This is a genomic window from Sorangiineae bacterium MSr11367 (genome assembly GCA_037157805.1).
Taxonomy (GTDB): domain Bacteria; phylum Myxococcota_A; class Polyangia; order Polyangiales; family Polyangiaceae; genus Pendulispora; species Pendulispora rubella.
On sequence record CP089983.1, the window covers coordinates 5,885,568 to 5,905,496 of the forward strand.

Consider the following 19,929-nt stretch of genomic DNA (forward strand, 5'->3'; position numbering starts at 1 on the left):
GTGACAGATAGCAGCTTTTTACCTCTTGGTCGCCGTCACCAGGGACCCGCTGCCGATGGACGTGAGCTCGAGCCCGGCGCTTTTCAGCACCGGTTCCAGCTCGAATCGCCGAAGATGGGCCACCCCGGCCAGGTCCAGCGCCAACACCCCGCCCGGCGCGAGGTGCCGCGCCGCGGCCGCCGTGACCTGCAGCGCCTCGGGCCGCGACGGGCCGTCGTCGTAGGCCACGATGGCCAGTGAAAAATCCGGATCCGCCAGTTTCAAGGTTGCGATGTCCTGGAACACGTGGATCCGATGGCCCACATCGCGGTCTTCGCGATCGAGCTCTTCCTGGAATTCGTCGAGCGGGCCTCCGGACATGTCCACGCCCACCACGCGGTATCCCGCCCGGGCCAGCGGAATGGCCGCCCATCCCGCCGCCGCGCGCAGCTCGAGAATGGGCCCTCCCGTCTTTTCTGCGATTTCCAAGTACCGTTGTTCAAGGGCCATTGCTCGTACGTTCCCGATGGGCGCCTCGTTGTTCAATCGATCCGCACGATGGGCTACAAATCCACTGTGCCCCCGGTAAGCATCGATGATTTGCGCGTGGTCGTCGCCGTCGCCGAACACGGGAGCTTCGCCCTCGCCGCGCGCCACACAGGGGTACCGACCAGCACGGTGAGCCGCACGGTGGCGCGTTTCGAGGAGGCGGCCGGCGTGCGGCTCTTTCAGCGCAATTCGCGCAGGGTGAGCTTGACACCCGAGGGCACCGTGCTGCTCGAGCGCGCCGCTCCGCTTCTGGACGAGATGGACCGCGTCGTCGAGGACCTCGCCGGCGAGGAGCTCTCCGGGAGGCTCCGGGTGACCGCGCCGACGGTAAGTGGCTCGCGGCCGATCGCCGAGGCGCTCATGTCCTTCGCCGAAGCGCACCCCAAGGTCATCGTGGAGCTGTCGCTGACCAATGCGGTGGTGGACCTGCTCGAGGAAGGGCTCGACCTCGCCTTCCGCGCCGGTCCCGTGCACGGTGCCGATCTCGTGGCCCGGCGCATTTGGGCCGTTCCCTTCGGACTGGGCGCTTCGCCCGCGTTCGTGCAGAAGGAGCTCGCCCACCGCAAAAAGCTGGATCGCGCCGCGCTGGAGTCGCTGCCCGCCATCGTGACCGGGCCCGGCACCGTGTGGCGCTTCCGGCGCGAGGACGGTGCCGCGACGACCCTCCGGCCGCATGCTCGCTTCTCCGTGAGCGATCTGCGCGTGGGCATCGAGGCGGCCACCCGCGGCCTGGGCATCGTGCGCGCGCCGAGGCACGAGCTCGTGGCGGCAGGGTTGCTCCTGCTCGAGCCCAAGGCCGACGTGGGTCATCCCGAGGCGCGCGAGCTCTACGCGGTGTATCCGTCGCGCCGCCTGCTACCGAAGCGCGTCGCACTCGCCATCGACTGGGTGGCGCGCGCGCTTCGGGGGTAAGCGGCCATTTCTAGTTCGCGTCGTCGCTCTTCGCGGAGACGCGTCCGCGCGCCGTGGCCATGAAGTCGCCCGCGTTTTCGGCCAATTCCTCGGCCTGCGCGGTGAGCCTCTCGAGAAGCTTGTCGATCTCGGGCCGCGCGCGCTCGATCCATTTGCGCACCGTGGGGGCAGCGGCAACGCCGAGAACCATCCCCACGCCGATGTACTGGAGCTTCGTCCCGAGCGGTACTTCCTCGGCGGCGGCCAGCTTCTTGCCCTTCTTCTTTTTCTTCTTTCCCTTTGCCATCACCGCTCTCCCAGGTCTCGTGGGTCTCGCGTTTCCAAAAGTCCGAGGTCCGTGCGCGTCGCGCGCGCGGTTCTCTTTTGCAGGGCAAACGAATTGAGCACGACCGCGATGGTGCTCAAGTTGTGCACGATGGCCGCCGAAAACGGCGACAGCCGCCCCAGCGCGCCGAACCCGAGCCCCACCAGGTTCACGCCAATCGACGCGGCGAAGTTCTCGTGGATGGTCCGCAGCGCATTCTTCGCGATGCCCAGCGCCTCCGGGACCAGGAACAGGTCGTTGCGCGCCAGGGTCACGTCGGCCGTCTCGATGGCCAGATCGCAGCGCCCCTCGCCCATGGCGATGCTCACGTCGGCATGGGCCAGCGCCTGCGCATCGTTGATGCCGTCGCCCACCATGGCCACGCGGTGGCCTTCCGCGCGAAGCTTGTCGATCAGGTCGAATTTGTCCTGCGGGAGCATCTCCGAGTGCACCTCGATGATGCCCAGTTGCTCGGCCACGTAGCGTGCGGGCGCATCGCGATCGCCGGTGGCGAGCAATATGCGCTTCACCCCCAGCTTTCGTACCTGCTCCAGCGCGGCACGCGCCTCGGGCCGAACCGCATCGGCCACGGCAAACGTCGCCGCATGCGCACCGTCCAGCGCCAGATGAACCAGCGATTGCGCCGCACGCACCTCGGGCAAAGGGTCCACGTCCGCCCCGTCCATGGCGATGCCCGCGCGCTGCAGGAAGGCACGGCTTCCAATCTGGACCCGCACCCCATCGACCAGCCCCGCGACGCCGAACCCCGGATGCGGCACGTAGTCGACCACCTGCGCCGGCTCCAGACCGCGTTCGCGCGCCTCCCGGACGATGGCCGCCGCCAGCGGGTGCGTCGCATGCCGCTCGACGGCGGTCGCAAAGCGCACGCACTCGTTCTCACCGCGTGCCGCACCTGCATGGGTCAGGCGAATCGCCACCAGCTTGGGCGAGCCCACGGTGAGCGTGCCTGTCTTGTCGAGCACCACGGCATCGACGTGCGCCGCGCCCTCCAGGTGCAGCCCGCCCTTGATGAGGATGCCCCGCTTGGCCGCGCCACCAATGCTCGCGAACACCGCCGTGGGCGTAGCCAGACCCGCCGCGCATGGGCAGGCGATGACCAGCATCGTGATGGCCTTGGTCCAGTTGCGCGTGAGCAGCAACGTGATGCCCGCCAGCCCCAACGAGATGGGCACGAACCGCGAGGCAAACCGGTTTCCGATGGCCTCGATGGGGGCGCGGCGCTCTTGCAGATCTTGCACCGCGGCGACCATGCGCGCGATGAGCGTCTCGTGCACGAGGCTGGTGACCTCCACGTCGATCTCGCCCGACTCCACGATGGATCCGGCGTACACGGTGTCGCCGGCACGCTTTTCCTTGGGGAGCGCCTCGCCGGTGAGGAAGCTCTCCTGCACGAGGGCGACGCCGGCCACCACCTTTCCATCGAGCGGCACCTTCTCGAAGTGGAAGATGCGCACCACGTCGCTCTTTTCCAGGCGCTCCACGGGCGTCTGGTGCAACCCCGGCTTGCCACCCGGCACGTGCGCCGGCGAGAGCTTCCACGCCTCCGGCGGCGCCAGATCCATGAAGTCGGCAATCGCCAAGCGCGAACGGCGCAGGGTGATCTCCTCGAGCAGCCGGCCGAGCTGGATGAGCCACACCACGCTGAGGCCCGTGAGGCTTTCGCGCAGCAGGAGCGTGGCCATCACCGCGATGGCAATCAACGTGTCGTCGGTGGGTTTGCCCTTGGCCGCCGACTTCGCGCCACTCTTGAAGATGGGGTAGCCGCTCACCACCGTGAGGAGCATCGCCAGATCGGTGAGCGGGCCCCCGCTGCCGAGGACCGGCACCCCGCGAAGGCGCCGCGACACGAGCCACCCGAGCACGGCCCCCACGGCACCGAGCCGCAGGGTCTCCTTGCGGACGGCTTCGTCGCTCCCCAAGTGCTGATGGTCGTGGCCGTGATCGTCGTGGTGATCGTGGCCCGCGTGGTCGTCGTGATGATGATGGTGGTGGCTGTGCTCACCGTTGGCATCGCGGTGGATGCCCGCGATTTCGTGCCGGTGGTCGCGCAGATCGCACTCGCCGTGCACGCGCGCGAAATCCTTCACGCCGCGGCAGATGGCCTCCGCCACGTCGACGGGCTTCACCTGGTCGGGGTCGTAGAAGACGAGCGCCGTCCGCGTGCGCGAGCTGTAGCTCGCCAGGCGCACGGAGTGGATACGCTGGAGCTCGCGTCGCATGGCGTCGCGAAGAAAAGCGTCCCCTTTGAAGTCGAGATGAAAGCGAATGCGGCCCGGTACGAAAGCCTTCACCGTGATCTGCCGAAGCAGATCGGGAAGGGATGCCGCACCGAGCAGTGTGGCGTCGCCCGACATGAGACCAATCAGCAGAGCAATCGGCTCGCCGCGAGTCAATAACTTCTTCGGTTCTCGAATCGTTCAGGTCTGCGAACGACGCCCCAGCTCCTACTTGACGCCGTCTCCGAGCTTGCTCGCGTGGCCGGCGATGTTGCGCCATGCGCCTTTCTCGCCGCGGCGAATCCACGTATCGGTAAAGCGAATTCGCTGATCGAATGGCTTTCCGTGATCGATACCTTTGGAATGCAAAATAGCAATTACCAAAGCGGTATTGTCGGTGACCCGTACGCGCCAATCGCTCGACTCGTTGACGTCGTAGCGAACGTCGGGCGAGGACATCTCGGCCACGACGGCCGCCTTGTCGTAAATGCGGCCGCTGCCGCTCACCAAGGTGTAGTCGTCCGTGAGAAAGTTGGCGAACGCTTTGGCGTCACGGTCCACGACGGACTTCTGCATGGCCTTGTCGAGCGCGATGAGTTGGAGCGCGTCGGCGTCGCTGGTGGCCGCCTCGGTGGTCTTCCCGGCCAGAAAAACCACCAGAAACACCAGAAGAGCGACGGCAGCAAGGAGCGCAAGGACAATGCATCTGGATGCACCAGAACGACCAGAAGATGAAGAAGTGCTCATGGTATGTCTCCCCGATCGTCCAGTATTGGTCCGTACTCTCGAGCCTGGCAATGGATTGTGACGCCGACGTCCGAATGACAACCCCGAACATCACCGTGGTTCTCGACACCCCGCCCCTGCCGAGGTGCGTGCCCCAGCGAATCTTCGACGATTTCGGCTGGTGCGCGAGCGACACGCTCGAGTGGACGCGCCCGCGTGCACGTCCCTTTGACCTATCGACGCCGCTCGATGGAACCGATCCCGCGCGGATGGTCTTCGTCTTTCATCGCGCCTTCCTGGGCCGTCTGGATGGGCGCGAGGACTTCCTGCCCCGCGAACTGGCGAAGCTCCACGCGTTTGGCATGGGGCTAAGCGACGATGCCGGCAATGAGGACTGGGCCCTGGCGCCGTACGCCATCGACGATGCGACCGACGAGCTGTGGGCGCGGCGGATTCGCCCGCGCGATGTGCTCTGGCTCGCGGCCGACAATATGAATGCGCTCTTCTGGGGGCTGCACGATTGGTCGCATTTCCACAACCATGGGCGCTTCGATGTCGGCGAGCGCGCGTGGACGGAGCTTCAATGCGACCAGGCCGCCCTCTTCTGGATGTGGATCAATCGACGTGCCATCGGCCTCGACGAGCCTGCGTGGCTGCGCATGCACGCCGACGTGATCCAAGGGGCGCTCGCGCGCTTCAAGGCCGAGGGCGCGCACGTCGAGGGAGCCGATCGAGAGTACCTCGCGCGATGCACGCCGGATGCGCTTCTGGGCCTCGTCCCCTAACGTCAAACGTCGCCGACGACAATCACGGCAGGTTCGTTCCGAACGGGAAAATTCACTGAGTTGGCAGTGAAGCAATCGGCGTGCGCCTTCTCGTGCAGCGCATGCGCTTTGGTCTCGTCGGAGCCCTTTCGGATCGTGACCCGCGGCGCGAGCGTGACCTCCGTGAAGCGCATTTTCCCATCACGCAATGCCAACCGACCGAACGCGGCGTCTTCGTAGGCAACGACGACGATCCCTGCCCGTGCACAATGCGCGAGGTACGACAGACAATGGCAGCCCGACAGCGCCGCAACGAGCCAATCCTCGGGATTGTGCAGCGAAGCATCTCCACGATACACGGGCGCCGCCGAGCCACGCATCGGTGGCTTCCCTTCCATTTCGACGACGTACTCGCGCGAGTACGACGCGTAGTCGGTGAGCGGACCGCGCTCGGCACCGGTCCAGACGAGCTTGCAAGCGAACGTGTGTTCTTGACCCATACGACCAACGATACCAGAAGCACGATTCGGATTTCCGTTCGCTGCTGACACTGCGGCACCCGCGTTCACACGGCCCTGAGTTTGTCGGTGGAATATACAAACATTGCTTGGATTCCTCGGAGTGCGCGCGGTAGCATCGACGAGTTTTGGGAGGGCTGAGGATGAACAAATGGCGTCCACGTATCCTCGCGGTCGATGACGATCCTACGCAGTTGGACCTGCTCGCACGGGGACTTGCGCTCGAAGGATTCGACGTCGCCACGAGGGAAGGCCCCATCGGGCTGACCAGCTTGGTGCGCTCTTTTCAGCCGGACATTGCATTGGTCGATATTCATATTCCCACCATGCGCGGCGACCGAATCATCGAGTTGATTCGCAGCGTGGCCGGCCCCGATACGAAATATTTCGTCATTTCGTCATGCAGCGAGGCCGAGCTCCGGCTGTGTGCATTGGAAACCAATGCGCACGGCTGGATATCCAAAGGGAGCGGCATGAGCCAAATTGCACTTCGCTTGAAGACCGCCCTCGCCGCCCACCGGCGCATCCGTGCCCGCGGGGACAGCGCGAACGAGACTTGACGCAACGGTCGATCGAAGGTGTCGGGTCGGAACGACTTGGTGCTGGAACCGCGGCAGCGAGACCGCCCGGCGAGGCCGGCGCGAAGTGCATCCAGAAGATAGGATCGCCATCCGTCTGGCGATCCTGACACCGGAGACGGACTAGGGCGCCGGCCTCGCCGGGGATTCTCGCTGCCGCTGCTCGGCTGCGAAGAAACTCGCGAGCCCGCAAAGGATCAATCGGCTTTTACGACCCGACGTTTTCGAATGCACCCGCGGGCAAAGGCCGAGAGCTCGCCCGGCGATGCGGCGAGCGCGAGCTTTCGATCGCGCGAAAGGCCTTTGAGCGCATACTCCAAGCGCAGCGCATTCCCTTGGCTTGCACAGCGCCGTGTGGCCAGGACCTCCAGCGGGCCGCGCCCTCGCGTGTAGCGGGCGCCGGTGCCGGCGTCGTGCTGGGCCATGCGGGCGGCCACGTCGCGGGCGATGCCCACGTAAAGAGAGCTGTCCGCACAGCGCGCAATGTAGACGAACCACGAGGAGGCCACGCGGCGAGACTACATGGCTCCTTCCGGTTCCGCTAAGGTAAGGCGCGAGAAACATGCGCACCGTGAACGTCATTCGGTACGTGCTGCCCTTTCGCGAAGGCGGCTCCGTGCCCGCGCTGGTCGAGGCCGACGACCTGGGCCTCTACGTCGTCAAACTGCGGGGTGCGGCGCAGGGCACCAAGCCCCTCGTCGCCGAGCTCATTGCCGGTGAGCTCGCCCGCGTGGCGGGCCTCCGCGTGCCGGAAATCGTGCTCGCGGAACTCGACCGCACCCTGGCGGCCAGCGAACCCCATCGAGAGATCTGCGATCAACTCGAGGCCAGCGCTGGATTGAACCTCGCGCTCGACTACCTGCCCGGCAGCATCACCTTCGATCCGGTGGTGGCGCCGGCGCCCGATGCCGTCACGGCCTCCCGTGCGGTGCTTCTCGATGCATTCGTCGCCAATGTCGACCGCACACCGCGCAACCCGAACCTGCTCGTGTGGCACACGCACCTGTGGTTGATCGATCACGGCGCCTCGCTCTACTTCCACCATGGCTGGAGCCCGGCGGACCCGCTCGACGGCGTGCGCGATCCGTTCGCCGAGGTGCGCCAGCACATTCTTCTGCCCTGGGCCACGGAGCTCGAGGCCGCGGCGGCGCATCTGGCGGCGGCGTTCACCGACGGAGCCATCGCACGCATCGTGGAGCAGATCCCCGCGGGCTGGCTCGGTCCCGAGCATGGCTTTTCCGACGATGCCTCGCACCGCGCGGCCTACCTCGGGTGGCTTCACGCGCGCCGGGCCACCCTCCCCCTGCTGCTCGAGGAGGCGATCCGTGCGCAGCGCGTTTGATTACGCGATCGTGCGCGTCGTCCCGCGCGTGGAGCGTGAGGAATTCATCAACGCCGGCATCATTCTCTTCTGCGGCGCCCGCGACTACCTCGCCGCCCGCATCGCGCTGGACGAGGTGCGCCTGCTCGCGCTATGGCCGGGCCTGCGGCAGGCCGATCTCGAACTGGTGCGGCAGCACCTCGCGGCCATCCCCCTCGTTTGCGAGGGAGAAGGTCCCATCGGGCAACTGCCGCTGCGCGAGCGGTGGCATTGGCTCACGGCCACGCGCAGCACCATTTTGCAGGTCTCCCCGCCCCACGCGGGCCTCACCGACGAACCGGAGGAGGCCCTGGCGCGGTTGATGGGCACTTACTGCTGAACGTCCACGACGATGCGCGGCGGGTTGGTCAGCTCGAGCACGCGAAAGTTCTTCTTCGACGCCACGCCGACGATGTACGAGGTCTCCGCCTCGAAGCCCGGGCAGGACATCTTGAGCTGCTTCACCGAGGAGAGATTCGGCTTGAGATCGACGATCGACGCGGGCGAGAACGTCGGCTGCTCGGTCTCGGAGCTGTAGGCGTTGGCCGGCTGGATGATCACTTCGAGCTTGGCCGCGCCGGTCACCTGGATGGGATCGCCGCTCGCGCACTGCGAGGGCGTCGTCGTGTAGCGGACGATGTAGCCGGGGACGGCATTGCCGTCGAATTCGAACGTGGACCGATCGAACCCCGCTTGCTTGGCCACGCGCAACGTCTTGAAATTCGGGACCGGCGCGGGGCTGTGCGTCACCGTCACGGGGGCGGTGCTCCAATCCGTCGCGAGCGCGCTCTGCGATTCCGTCTCCGCCGCCGCGCTGCTGCCCGCCAACGAGACGCCCACCGCCAACAAGATGACCCCGCCACCAAGCGAATGCTTCTTCGTTAATTTCATTTTAAATTTACTCACTTTCGTACGTGCCATTGAGGCCCCGGTTCGTACGAGCACTCACGAAATTGCTTCCTCGCGAAAATTAGATATTCGACACGACGTGCGCGCGTAGAATCGTACACGTGACCATCGGATTGTTCGGGGATTGGCAGGATACGCGGAAGCCACGCGAGTCGTTGGCGGAAGGTGCGGTGTTGCTGGTGCACTTCGCCAAAGACATCGAGACGGAGCTCGCGGCCACGTTGGATAAGCTCACGAGCACTGCACCGTTTCGTCATATGATTACTCCTGGCGGCTTTCGCATGTCCGTCGCGATGAGCAATTGCGGCCACGTGGGCTGGGTCACCGATGCACGCGGTTACCGCTACGATCCGTTGGACCCCGAAACGGGGCGCCCGTGGCCGCCGCTGCCTGCCTCGTTTCTCGATCTGGCTGCGCGCGCGGCCAAGGAAGCTGGCTTCGACGGCTTCGTCCCGGACTCCTGCCTGATCAACCGGTACGAGCCAGGTTCTCGCTTGTCGCTGCATCAGGATCGCAACGAGCGAGATTTCTCCGCGCCCATCGTCTCGGTGTCGCTCGGCTTGCCGGCGACATTCTTGTTCGGAGGCGCCCAGCGCTCGGATCGACCTCGGCGCATTCGGCTCGAGCACGGTGACGTCGTGGTGTGGGGCGGACCTTCCCGGCTCACCTTTCATGGCGTCGCGCAGCTCGAAGATGGGCACCACCCCATCTTTGGCGGCCGCCGCATCAACCTGACGTTCCGCAAAGCGCTATGAAGAAGGCGACGATGCGACGACTTGCCGCACTCACCCTCCAGGGCTGGCGGCTCTAAATACGTATGTCAGGAGTCTGCCCATGCCCCGACTGTTCGCAACGCTCTTCGGCTTATGCTTCACATTTGTCGTGGTGACCGCATTTGCCCAGCATGGCGAGGCCATCCTCGAGGGACGCCTTCTCGCGCCATGCTGCTGGACGCAGACCTTGGACATCCACGAGTCGCCACTGGCGACCGAGCTCCGGACCGAAATCCACGGCCGCCTGGACCAAGGCGAATCCGTGGAGACCATCGAGGAGGACCTCGTTGCGCGCTACGGCGAGCGGATCCGCGCCATCCCCAAGGGACGCGATCCACGCGTGGCCGTGACCTTCGCGAGCGCCAGCGTCATGCTGCTCAGCGCGATCGGTCTCCTGTGGCTCTGGCGCCGCTGGACGCGCCCGCGCACGGCGCCCGCAGCCCCGCGCGCCGTCCGCCACGACGAGTACGACGCGCGGCTCGACGACGAGCTGCGCGAGCTCGATCATCCATAGAGAATCTCGATGATCCTTCATCGCGATTTCCGATTGGACGCGCTGATGTCGCGGCCCCATCCTCGGGGCCATGGTACGAATGGGCGTCTTCGTCGTCGCATGCCTCTTGCTCGCCTCGGGCTGCGGTAGCACCTCGCATCCATCGCATCCAGCTGACCAGGCGCGGGCCGAAACGCTCTCCTTTGCGTCCCAAACACGCAATGCGGTCGCGCAATTCGTGGTGTGGAAGCCGAAAGAAGGACAAGAGCAGAACTTCGACAATGGCTACAAGCAGCACCTGCGATGGCACGAGTCCAACGGGGACACGTGGGGCTGGTACGGCTGGTATTTCACCTCCGGACCGCGCCATGGGCAATTCATGGATGCGACCATCGGGCGCGCCTGGTCGGATTTCGACGCGCCGCTGAAGCCGGCCGAAGATGCCGCCGACAACCGAGCGCACGTTCACCCTTTCGGCGAGTTCCAATCGATCTGCCGGGTCATTGCGCTCGAGGATCTGAGCATCGGCCGGCCCAGCGGGCTGACGTCGAAATACGTTCGCATGGTCACACTCACCGTGACCGATACACCGAATGCGCTGCGCGTGCTGGGAAAGCTAAAAACGAATTACCAAGAGACCATCGGCATCAAAACGATGCTGGCATACCGAATCGTCGATGGCGGGGATTTGAATGACATTCTTCTCTTCATGGGATTTACGACCGTCGAAGAATATGGAAAGTCCGCGCACCTGGCCGAGGACATCGAGACCCTCGAGCACCAGCTGGGGATACGAGCCATCGGGGCCATGCACTCCGAGTCGCTCACGTACCGGGCGGACATGAGCCTTCTTCCACGGCAGTGAGCACCGTCTTCGGAAAGAGCACGGGCGCCGCCGCGGTGGGATTCTCGAGGGCGCGCTCGATGGCCTCCGCCGTCGATGGCAAGAATGGAACGAGGGCGCGGCCAATCGCCTCGATGGCCGTCAGCGCGGGGTGCAAAATGGCCCACGCTTCACACGCGCTCGGCGCCGCCCACGGGGCCCCATCGGCGAGGTGCTTGTTCGCGGCCGCAACCAGCGTCCAAATGGCGCGAAGGGCTTCGTCCGGGGCGAGGCGTTCGCAGGCGTCGTCGACGACCTTCTCCAGGGCGCGCGCTCGCACGGAGAGCGCATCGCCGTCGGGTTCGTCGGGCACCGCACCACGCGGGATGCGTCGAACGAGACCGAGCGTGCGCGATACCAGGTTGCCCAGGGCGTCGGCCAGCTCGGACGTGTAGACCGCGGTGAGGCGATCCTCGTCCACGTCGGCATCTTGCACCGGGCCGACGTGACGGAGCAGGAAGTAGCGGAGCGCGTCCGCGCCATAGCGGGACACCACGGCCTGCGGGGCGATGCCGTTCCCCGCGGACTTGCCGATCTTTCGGCCGCGCACGGTGAGGTAGCCGTGAACGCAGAGGTCCGTGGGAAGCGGCAAGCCGGCCGCGAGGAGCAGCGCAGGCCAGAGCACCGCGTGAAAGCGGGCAATCCCCTTCCCCACGACTTGGATGCGCCGATCGGTGCCGGTCCAGAGACCCGACGTCAGGTAGTACGCGAGCGCGTCGAACCACACGTAAATCACTTGGTCCGGATCGCCCGGAACGGCGATTCCCCAGCCCCGCGCGCGTGTGCGTGAGCGCGAGACGCTGACGTCGCGCAGGCCCCCCGCGACGAATGTGGCGATTTCGCGCCCGCGCCATGGCGGGTGGATCCGGAGTTTGCCCGACGCGAGGGCCTCGGCGATGGGCGCTTGGTAGCGCGAGAGACGAAAGAACCAGTTTTCCTCTTCGACCACCTCGGGCGCGGTGCCGTGCTCGGGGCACGTCCCGCCCACGAGCTCGGAGGCCTCGTAGAACGCCTCGCAACCGACGCAATAGAGGCCTTGGTACGTGCGCTTCTCGAGATCTCCAGCCCGCGCGCAGGCCTCCCACAATGCGTGAACCGCTTCGACGTGGCGCGGATCGGCACTGGTGCGAACGAAGTCGTCGAACGATGCGCCGAGCAGCGACTGCAAGTCACGGTAGTGCGCCGCGTGCGCATCCACGAACGCGCGGGGAGAGAGGCCGGCGGCTTCGGCGGCCCGCACGTTCTTGAGGCTGTTGTCATCGGTGCCGCTCACGAAGTGCACGGCGGCCCCCCGCGCACGGGCATGCCGGGCGAAGGCGTCCGCGAGAATGATCTCCAACGCGAAGCCGAGGTGCGGGGCTGCGTTGACGTACGGGATAGCAGTGGAAACGAAGACGGATGTTCGGGTCATGGTGGTAGCTCCTTTTTCGCGGGACAAAACGACGAAACCCGGGCGGCTCTTGCGGAGCGGCCCGGGTTGGGTGGCAGAAAGGTTCGACGGTTCTTGGTTCGACCTATCCGTCCCACACCGCGGCGACTCCGCGCGTGCTGGCACGCATGGACATCGACATCGTTGCGGACGGGCGAACTTCGAACATCGGCGTTAGTGTGACACGCCACCACCGACCGTCAAAAAAAGAATACGCAGGAGCACGATCACGCCCGCAAACGACAACGCTACCGCCACCCCCAACAGGGCGGCGCGAAATGGCTCCCCGCAACTCGGCGCGAGGACGCATGCCGAACGCGGGGCCAAACGCGTGCGACGCCGCTGGCTCCGCGGGATGAACGTGCGCGTCTCATCGTCCTCCTGGTGCGGAGCCATCGGGATGGTCCTGGGGATCCCGACGTTGGAGTCCTCCAGCCCGTCCAGATCGAGCGCCTCGGCCATGGATCGCGACAAGAGAACCTTGCAACGTCGATCCGCCGCCACCCGCACGGCATGGGCGATGGCCTTGTAGCGGGCATCGCGACGATCCCCCATGTGATGTCCCACGAACGCCGCCAGGTCGCTCGAAACCCGATGGCATCCCATCTGCACCATGAGCATCTCGACGCTGGATTGAAACTCGGCGGCCGTCGCCATGCGCTCCTCGGGGTTGCGGGCCATGGCTCGCTTGCACAATGCATTGAGCTCCGATGGGTACATCGGGGGGAGCGACGGCGGAGGTGCGCCCCCTCTCAACTTGCGCAGGGTCGCAAACTCATTATCGTCGCCATACGGTGCATTCCCCGTAAGTAAGTAATAAGTCACCGCGCCCATGGCCCAGACGTCGGACCTCCGATCCACGGGTTTTCCAACCGCTTGCTCCGGTGACATAAAGGGAAATTTCCCTTTGAGCAGCCCCGCGTGGAAGTCGTCCAACGCGCGATCGCGGACGGTGACGATTCCAAAGTCGATGAGTTTCGCAATCCCGTTTACGCTCACGAGAATGTTCTGCGGCGACACGTCACGATGAACGACGCCGAGCTGCGCACCCGAGGGATCCCGCAGTTCGTGGGCCGCATGCAACCCGGCCGAAACATCGGCCACGATGCGCAGCGCGACATCGATGGGAATCAATTCTTCCCGATCCTTCACGGCACGCTGGAGCTTCGCCAGCGAGTCGCCGTCGACCCACTCCATCACCAAATACAGAATACCGCGGGATTCCCCCAGATCGAGAACGCGCGCCACATTGGCATGCGTGATGCCAGCGGCGATGCGTGCTTCGTCCAGAAACATACGTTGAAAGCGCCGATCCGTTGCGTATTGCGGAAGGATCGTTTTGACCGCAACCAACTTTTCGAATCCGGCCTTACCGTGAAGGCACGCGAGCCACACCCAAGCCATCCCACCGCGGGCGATCGGGCAGAGAAGCTCGTACCGATCGAGGTGGTGGCCCGGTTCGAGGCGATACTTCTCCCCGACGCGGCTCACAAACCATCAATGGCCGGCCGCGCGGGAGTCCATGTTATTGACTTCGAGTTAATGCAGTCGTCCCATGAATAGGGACGATCGAATGCGCCGCTGAGTCAGCCAAGTCTATTGGTGCGTGACTTTGAGTCCATAAATATTCACCTCGCCGTAATTGCTCGCGCCGCAGGAGTCTTCCTTGTCGCAATTCGACTGCGTGTAGGCGCCGGCTTTGAAGTAACACCCCGACGTCTTCTTGCTCAGTGTGTAGGCCGGCGAGCTGGCGTCGTTGTAGTAGATTTTGATTTTGCCGGCGCTTGCGACGAACTTCACCGTAAAGCGTTTGCCGAGGACGTAGTTCGCATCCAAGGTGGGGCCTTCGTCGCCGTTGATGTCGACGAACAACTTGGGAAACTCCAGGCGGATGACGATGACGTCGTCGTTGGCATCGTGGATCTGGCCGGCCACCACGTGCTTCTTTTTCTTGGGCACCGCGGTGATGGCCTCGTCGATGATCATGGTGTGCGTGCCCGAGCTGGTCGACCAGCTGGCGTTGGACTTGCCACCGGCCTTCATCTCGCGCAGCTCGGAACGCGGGTAGCCCGAGCCGCTGGTGGTGACCCCATTGGTCGGGGCCCGAAATTGCACGCCGTTGCCCGCAGGGTTGACTTTGAAATACGGATCGACCGAGAAGGTGGCCAGCGACGGCTGGGTGACCTCCTTTGGCTTTTCGGACGAGCCCGTGGGCAAGGTCACCTTCCAATTCGTCAGGTCGAGCACCTTGGCCGGCGCCTCGCCCGCAAGGGCCGCCTCGCCTCCTTCGGTCGCCTCGCCCAAGGGGACATCGTCACCCGTTGCCTCGCCCGAGCATCCGACCAGCAGCAGCGCCCCCAATCCGAGAATCCATCGTCCGTTCATCGTCCGCCTCCCAAAGTGGTAACGTTATCAATCCATTAACATCCCGCCGTTGACTTCGATGGTCTCCCCCACGACGTAACTCGACGCGTCCGACGCGAGAAACGCGATGACGCTCGCCACCTCCGCCGGGGATCCCACCCTCCCCACGGGAATGGCGTTGGCGTATGCCTTCATCGCATCGGGCGTGGAGAACCGTTCGTGAAAGGCCGTGTCGATGACCCCGGGCGACACGGCATTCACACGGACTCCATGGGGCGCGAGCTCTTTCGCGAGCCCCTTGGTCATGCTGATGAGACCACCCTTGGCCGAGGAATAATGGATGGATCCCAGCGCCCCACCGTTGCGCCCCGCAATCGACGAGACGTTGACGATCGCCCCCGTCCTACGCTCGATCATCGAGCTGGCCACGGATTGAGCGCAGAAGAACGCGCTCTTCAGATTGAGGTCCACCACGTCGTCCCAGCGCGCTTCGGACATGTCCATCAGGCGCAATCGTTCCACGAGCGATCCGGCATTGTTGACCAGGATGTCGATGGGCCCCAATTCGGCGGCAACGCCGGCAGCGGCCCGCTGCACGTCGTCGGGATGGGTCACGTCGGCCCGCACGGTGATGGCGTGCCCTCCCGCCGCAAGGATTTGCTGCCTGGTCTCCTCGGCGCCCTTCTCGTTGCGGAAGTAGTTGATTGCGACGCGCGCGCCTTGTTCGGCGAGGGCCAAGACCGCGGCTTTTCCGATGCCCGAGGCTGCCCCGGTCACCAATGCCACTTTCCCTACGATGTCCGAATATTTGTACATGCCTCTCCTCGAACGACCGCCATCGCCGTGTGATAACGTTATCATAAACGACGCAGACCGCTCCGCCACCCGAAAGCGGACGGCGGCGTCGATTTCAGTGAACCTTCTTTAATCCGTCCTCGTAAATCGACTACGACCTGGTGGTCGATTGGCGGACGATGAGTTCACAATCGAGGCAGATGTTGCGGCGTTCGCGCTGCCGATTGCCGTCGATGCGATCGAGCAAGAGGAGGGCGGCCTCGCGCCCTTGCAAGACGGTTCGCTGGGCCACGGTGGTGAGAGGCGGCGCCGTGTACGCGGAGAGTGGCACGTTGTCGAAACCGGCAACGGCGATGTCGTCGGGAATGGCCAGCCCCGCATCGCGAATGGCATACATCGATCCCATCGCGGTAAAATCGTTGCGCGCGAAAATGGCGGTGGGGTGGCGCTTGGAGGCCAAGAGGCGCTTCGTCCCCTCGTAGCCATCGTCTTGCGTGGAAAACCCCGGGCCCGCATCGACTTTGGGTCCGACGACCAGCTGTTCGTCGAAGGGAATGCCGTTCGCGCGCAAAGCCTCCATGTATCCGCGGTAGCGATGCAACCCTGCCCCGTTCGCGGGCGTGACTCCGACGAAGGCAATGCGGGTGTGCCCCATTCGAATCAAATGCTCGGTGACGTCGTAACCGCCTTTGAAATGGTCCGCCGTGACGCGGTCCACGCGGGGATGATTCAGTTCGCGCCCGACGACGACGATCTGCAAATCGTAATTCAGCAAGCCCAATAAGAAATCATTGCCCGCCTTCGTCTCACGCGTCGCGACAATCGCTCCATCGGCGCGGTGGTCGAAGAGGGCGCGCAAGCCGGCCTCCTCGCGGGTGGTGCTGCGATCGCTCGTGCTGATGAACGACGAATAGCCGCGTGCGGACAGCACTTCCTGGATGCCGCCGACCAACTCCGCCGCGAAGGGATTCGCGATGTCGGGCACCAGGATGCCAATGGCCTGCGTGCGCCGCCGTTTGAGACCGCGGGCGAGCCCATTGGGATGATAATTGAGCTCCTGTACGGCCTTCAGGACCTTCTCGCGCATCTCCTGGCTGACGTACCCGCTCTCGTTGACGACGCGGGAAACCGTCATCACCGCAACCCCGGTGTGCTCCGCAATGTCGCGAATCGTGGTGGGGCGAGAAAGCTTTGGCTGCCGATGGGTCTTCTGCTTTTCTGCCATCTCGTTTGCTTGCGTCGAAGATCTTCGCACGTTCCACCGGATTTGTATCTTTCTTTATGGCGCCTGCGCCGCCGCAATAGCCTTTGCCAAGTTGTCCGCGACGCGGTCGACGGCCTCGACGAGACGCCCTGGCTCGAGCCCGGTGAGCCATGCGTCGGCATCGCGCAAACCTGCGTCGTCGAGCAGCGTCTTCTCGTTGGTCACCCATTGACCACGCGACGCCAGAATGGCGTGCGCCGCTTCGCACGTGGCCCGCGCGATGGCCCCCGCCACGTGCACGACATGCCCGCGTGATGCGTGCGCAGCCTTCGCGTACGCGAGGTGAAGTCGAGCGTCGTTCCACCAGGTTCGCTGCGCGGCCTGCCGCAGCGCGTCCGGGTATTCTGGCTTGGGCAGCTCGCCATGCAGCACGCGCGCCCGCGCCAGCTCCGCCACCACGAAGTAGCTCGGGATGCCCGCCAGGTGGAAGAGCAGGCGCTCGATGTGGAATCGCCCTTCACGCGCCTCCGCGAGCCGCAACTCCACGTCGTTCAAGTCGCGGTAGTGCACGTCGACGCGGCGCCCATCGACCTCGAGCCACGCGCCGCCGTTGAACACGCCCCCACCCCACGCGCCGAGCTCGCACACCTCTCCCGCCCAGCCAAGCGCACGCAAAGCGTCCGGCGAAAAGTTGCCGCGGTAATAAATGCCAAAGTCCCAATCGCTGTCCGGCCGGTGCGTCCCCGCAGCCCGCGATCCGCCCAACGCCACCGCCACGACGTCGGCCAGGCCGGCCAGCTCGCCCGCGACGTACCGGCAGAATGCATCGTCATCCTGAAAGCGCATGCCTAACTTTACTGCGGGAGGCTACCCCGGCGGAACGATCTCGCGCACGGAGAAGATGGCCACGTCCATATCGTGGATGCCGTCGGTGCGGAACGTGGTTTGCCACCCTCCCCAATCGACGAGCTTCGTGTACGTGCCGGTGCTTTTGCCCTCTTCGTCGACGTACTCGCTGAAGAGCCGCCAACCGTTCTTCGGCTTGCCGCTCGTGCGATCGAACGGATCGGTATCGAGATAGAGGCGATTGATGACTTTGCCGGATTGCGCATAGCTCACCAGCTTCATGCCGACCCACACGTTATCGGCCATTTCCGCGGAGAAGGCGGAGGTGAGCTTGACGTAATCGTAGGTGGGGTGATTCAGCTCCTTGCCAAACCGGGCAACGTGGCCCTCGCTCGCGGGCGAGAGAACCATCATGGTGCACGAGCCAAGAGCCGCCTCGGATTCCTTCGACGAGTGCTTCCCGCCACGGATCTTCAAGGTGAGCGCGGCGCGCGGCCGATCGAGGATCTGGTGCGGGCGAACGTACACGGTGAATTCTTGGTTCTTCAAATCCTGCGGGCTCGAGAGGTATCCGTGTTGTGTTTTCCACGTGTACTTCTGCTCACCGCCGCTCGCGTGCACATGCAGGCGGCTCGTCCAGCCTTTTCCGCCGCTCGAGTAATCCAAGGGGTAACTCGGCAGGTTCCAAAAGTGGATACCGCCATCCGTTCCCGGGGTGGCCTTGGTGCCTTTTTCGATGAGGAAACGATCGGTGTCGTTGGGATTGTTCGGGCCAAGTCGAAACGAGACACCGGATGACGCCGAGGGAAATAGCATTTGAACGCCGTCGCCATCGAGAGCCCCATCCTGCGCGACCTGCGAGGCCGCATCGGGCGCCTGCGGTGGTACCTGCGGCGGCACGTGAGAGGCGCCGTCCGGCGTCGCCGGCATTTCCTCCTCGGCCTTGCCGGATGCGCAGGCGATCGCGGTGAGGACGATAAGACTGAGGCATCGCGTCGTTTGCATCCTTCACCTCGGTTTGGCACGAATCCCGATGTTAACGCATGGTAACGTTACCATCATATCGATGGGCTTGCAAGCTCGAGCTCATCGATGGGATCGACGTCGCCGTGACGAAATTCAGTTGCGCACAATTAAATTGATCGCTACCTATCTGGTCATGAGCAATCCGGTACACATCGACAAGGTCCTCTACACCGCCACCGCTTCGGCCTCGAACCGCGAAGGAAAGGTCACCAGCAACGACGGAAACCTCGACGTCCAGTTGAGCCTTCCCAAGAGCCTCGGCGGCCCCGGTGGCAACGGGACGAACCCCGAGCAGCTTTTTGCGGGCGGATACGCCGCGTGCTTCGGCAGCGCGCTCGCCTTCGTGGCCAAGAGCAAGGGCATCAAGACCGGCCCCGTGACGATCACGGCCAAGGTCGACATCGGCGCCGTGGGCCAGGGCTTCGGGCTCGCCGCGGAACTCACCGCAGAAATTCCCGAGCTGCCGCGCGATCAGGCGCAGGCGCTCCTCGATGCGGCCCACCAGGTTTGCCCGTACTCGAACGCGACCCGCGGAAACATCGAAGTCGCGATTCGTCTGGCCTAACGCCACACTCGGTCGCAGAAAGAAGCGAACCGCCAAGACGCCAAGGACGCCAAAGATTGGGAAATCGTGAAAAGGCCGTTTCTCGACCCTCCCTCCCTTGGCGTTCTCGGCGTCTTGGCGGTTCGATCAGGCAGGGTGAACCTCCACACCTTCAATGGTGAAAGGTAGCCCAGAAGGACGACATGAATGAGCTCGCGGGACGACCTATTACGACTCGATGATCAACTGTGCTTCGCGTTGTACGCGGCGTCGCGCGCACTCACGCGTGCCTATGCCGATCTGCTCGATCCGCTGGGCGTGACGTATCCGCAGTATCTGGTGCTGCTCGTCCTCTGGGAGGAGGACGGCGCCACGGTGAAGAGGTTGGGCGAGCGGCTGGCGCTCGACTCGGGAACCTTGACGCCCCTCTTGAAGCGGCTGGAGCACATGGGCCTGGTCACCCGCCAGCGCAGCGAGGAGGACGAGCGCGTGGTGCACGTGCATCTCACGCGCGAGGGCAAGGCCCTCAAGGCCAAGGCCAAGCGCGTCCCGCTCGGCATCGCATGCCGTGCGGGTTACGATTTGGACGATGCGGCCTCGATCGGCCGCCTCGAAATGGTGCGCGACGAGCTGCGCGCACTGTCGAAGCGGCTCGAAGAGAATGACGTAGAAGGCGATTGATCGTGGCAGACACCAAACATCGCTCCGGTCCCGCCGGTCATTCACGCTGCCGCGG

At 64.6% G+C, this 19,929-nt stretch carries 24 protein-coding genes; 10 read left to right on the forward strand and 14 right to left on the reverse strand.

Annotated elements, in window-relative coordinates; translation table 11 throughout:
• Window positions 1-18: 18 nt before the first annotated feature.
• Window positions 19-489: a class I SAM-dependent methyltransferase gene (locus LVJ94_22395; GenBank protein ID WXB09965.1), complete on the reverse strand. Its 471-nt coding sequence runs from the start codon at window positions 487-489 to the stop codon at window positions 19-21.
• 48 nt (window positions 490-537) lie between these two features.
• Here LVJ94_22395 and LVJ94_22400 point away from each other — a divergent pair, with 48 nt between their 5' ends.
• Window positions 538-1,440 carry a LysR family transcriptional regulator gene (locus LVJ94_22400; GenBank protein WXB09966.1) on the forward strand — a complete coding sequence of 301 codons (903 nt, stop codon included), beginning with the start codon at window positions 538-540 and terminating at the stop codon, window positions 1,438-1,440.
• A 10-nt stretch (window positions 1,441-1,450) separates the two neighbouring features.
• On the opposite strand, the gene LVJ94_22405 is transcribed toward LVJ94_22400, so the two are convergent.
• The 3 genes from LVJ94_22405 to LVJ94_22415 form a co-directional block, all read right to left on the reverse strand.
• Window positions 1,451-1,726 carry a hypothetical protein gene (locus LVJ94_22405; protein ID WXB09967.1) on the reverse strand — a complete coding sequence of 92 codons (276 nt, stop codon included), beginning with the start codon at window positions 1,724-1,726 and terminating at the stop codon, window positions 1,451-1,453.
• On the reverse strand, window positions 1,726-4,119 hold the full coding sequence (locus LVJ94_22410; protein ID WXB09968.1) for a cation-translocating P-type ATPase: 2,394 nt from the start codon (window positions 4,117-4,119) through the stop codon (window positions 1,726-1,728). Before LVJ94_22410 ends, LVJ94_22405 begins: the two co-directional genes overlap by 1 nt.
• A gap of 90 nt (window positions 4,120-4,209) precedes the next feature.
• Entirely contained in the window at window positions 4,210-4,647 is a 438-nt protein-coding gene (locus tag LVJ94_22415; GenBank protein ID WXB09969.1) for a nuclear transport factor 2 family protein, read from the reverse strand.
• Between the two features lie 155 nt (window positions 4,648-4,802).
• Between LVJ94_22415 and LVJ94_22420 the strand changes: the two genes are divergently transcribed.
• On the forward strand, window positions 4,803-5,492 hold the full coding sequence (locus tag LVJ94_22420) for a hypothetical protein (GenBank protein WXB09970.1): 690 nt from the start codon (window positions 4,803-4,805) through the stop codon (window positions 5,490-5,492).
• Between the two features lie 2 nt (window positions 5,493-5,494).
• On the opposite strand, the gene LVJ94_22425 is transcribed toward LVJ94_22420, so the two are convergent.
• Window positions 5,495-5,971: an OsmC family protein gene (locus LVJ94_22425; protein WXB09971.1), complete on the reverse strand. Its 477-nt coding sequence runs from the start codon at window positions 5,969-5,971 to the stop codon at window positions 5,495-5,497.
• 161 nt (window positions 5,972-6,132) lie between these two features.
• On the opposite strand from LVJ94_22425, the gene LVJ94_22430 reads away from it, so the two are divergent.
• Window positions 6,133-6,549, forward strand: coding sequence for a response regulator (locus LVJ94_22430; GenBank protein WXB09972.1), 417 nt, complete (start codon window positions 6,133-6,135; stop codon window positions 6,547-6,549).
• A gap of 215 nt (window positions 6,550-6,764) precedes the next feature.
• Here the strand turns inward: LVJ94_22430 and LVJ94_22435 are convergent, their stop codons facing one another.
• Window positions 6,765-7,076, reverse strand: a complete 312-nt coding sequence (locus tag LVJ94_22435) for a GIY-YIG nuclease family protein (GenBank protein ID WXB09973.1) — start codon at window positions 7,074-7,076, stop codon at window positions 6,765-6,767.
• Between the two features lie 53 nt (window positions 7,077-7,129).
• Here LVJ94_22435 and LVJ94_22440 point away from each other — a divergent pair, with 53 nt between their 5' ends.
• A complete protein-coding gene (locus LVJ94_22440) occupies window positions 7,130-7,909 on the forward strand; it encodes an aminotransferase class I and II (protein ID WXB09974.1) in 780 nt (259 codons plus the stop codon).
• Window positions 7,893-8,267, forward strand: a complete 375-nt coding sequence (locus LVJ94_22445; GenBank protein WXB09975.1) for a DUF3037 domain-containing protein — start codon at window positions 7,893-7,895, stop codon at window positions 8,265-8,267. Before LVJ94_22440 ends, LVJ94_22445 begins: the two co-directional genes overlap by 17 nt.
• Here the strand turns inward: LVJ94_22445 and LVJ94_22450 are convergent.
• Window positions 8,258-8,818, reverse strand: coding sequence for a hypothetical protein (locus LVJ94_22450; GenBank protein WXB09976.1), 561 nt, complete (start codon window positions 8,816-8,818; stop codon window positions 8,258-8,260). The genes LVJ94_22445 and LVJ94_22450 overlap by 10 nt on opposite strands.
• 119 nt (window positions 8,819-8,937) lie before the next feature.
• Here LVJ94_22450 and alkB point away from each other — a divergent pair, with 119 nt between their 5' ends.
• From alkB to LVJ94_22465, 3 genes are all read left to right on the forward strand, one after another.
• Window positions 8,938-9,591 carry a DNA oxidative demethylase AlkB gene (gene alkB, locus LVJ94_22455; GenBank protein WXB09977.1) on the forward strand — a complete coding sequence of 218 codons (654 nt, stop codon included), beginning with the start codon at window positions 8,938-8,940 and terminating at the stop codon, window positions 9,589-9,591.
• A gap of 79 nt (window positions 9,592-9,670) precedes the next feature.
• Window positions 9,671-10,123 carry a cytochrome c-type biogenesis protein CcmH gene (locus tag LVJ94_22460; GenBank protein ID WXB09978.1) on the forward strand — a complete coding sequence of 151 codons (453 nt, stop codon included), beginning with the start codon at window positions 9,671-9,673 and terminating at the stop codon, window positions 10,121-10,123.
• A gap of 70 nt (window positions 10,124-10,193) precedes the next feature.
• Entirely contained in the window at window positions 10,194-10,967 is a 774-nt protein-coding gene (locus tag LVJ94_22465) for a hypothetical protein (GenBank protein WXB09979.1), read from the forward strand.
• On the opposite strand, the gene metG is transcribed toward LVJ94_22465, so the two are convergent.
• The 7 genes from metG to LVJ94_22500 form a co-directional block, all read right to left on the reverse strand.
• On the reverse strand, window positions 10,927-12,396 hold the full coding sequence (gene metG / locus LVJ94_22470; GenBank protein WXB09980.1) for a methionine--tRNA ligase: 1,470 nt from the start codon (window positions 12,394-12,396) through the stop codon (window positions 10,927-10,929). The two genes, LVJ94_22465 and metG, sit on opposite strands and share 41 nt — an antisense overlap.
• A 192-nt stretch (window positions 12,397-12,588) precedes the next feature.
• Window positions 12,589-13,905 (reverse strand): serine/threonine protein kinase, encoded by a 1,317-nt coding sequence (locus tag LVJ94_22475; protein ID WXB09981.1) that lies wholly within the window; start codon window positions 13,903-13,905, stop codon window positions 12,589-12,591.
• A gap of 105 nt (window positions 13,906-14,010) precedes the next feature.
• Window positions 14,011-14,799 carry a polysaccharide lyase family 7 protein gene (locus LVJ94_22480; protein ID WXB09982.1) on the reverse strand — a complete coding sequence of 263 codons (789 nt, stop codon included), beginning with the start codon at window positions 14,797-14,799 and terminating at the stop codon, window positions 14,011-14,013.
• A gap of 27 nt (window positions 14,800-14,826) precedes the next feature.
• Entirely contained in the window at window positions 14,827-15,594 is a 768-nt protein-coding gene (locus LVJ94_22485; protein ID WXB09983.1) for a 3-oxoacyl-ACP reductase FabG, read from the reverse strand.
• 130 nt (window positions 15,595-15,724) lie between these two features.
• Window positions 15,725-16,798, reverse strand: coding sequence for a LacI family transcriptional regulator (locus LVJ94_22490; protein WXB09984.1), 1,074 nt, complete (start codon window positions 16,796-16,798; stop codon window positions 15,725-15,727).
• 54 nt (window positions 16,799-16,852) lie between these two features.
• Window positions 16,853-17,623, reverse strand: coding sequence for a nucleotidyltransferase domain-containing protein (locus LVJ94_22495; GenBank protein ID WXB09985.1), 771 nt, complete (start codon window positions 17,621-17,623; stop codon window positions 16,853-16,855).
• A 21-nt stretch (window positions 17,624-17,644) separates the two neighbouring features.
• A complete protein-coding gene (locus LVJ94_22500; GenBank protein WXB09986.1) occupies window positions 17,645-18,628 on the reverse strand; it encodes a hypothetical protein in 984 nt (327 codons plus the stop codon).
• Between the two features lie 154 nt (window positions 18,629-18,782).
• Here LVJ94_22500 and LVJ94_22505 point away from each other — a divergent pair, with 154 nt between their 5' ends.
• Together LVJ94_22505 and LVJ94_22510 are read left to right on the forward strand one after the other, a co-directional pair.
• Entirely contained in the window at window positions 18,783-19,214 is a 432-nt protein-coding gene (locus LVJ94_22505) for an Ohr family peroxiredoxin (protein ID WXB09987.1), read from the forward strand.
• A 186-nt stretch (window positions 19,215-19,400) separates the two neighbouring features.
• Window positions 19,401-19,874, forward strand: a complete 474-nt coding sequence (locus LVJ94_22510; protein WXB09988.1) for a MarR family transcriptional regulator — start codon at window positions 19,401-19,403, stop codon at window positions 19,872-19,874.
• The last annotated feature ends 55 nt before the right edge of the window (window positions 19,875-19,929 follow it).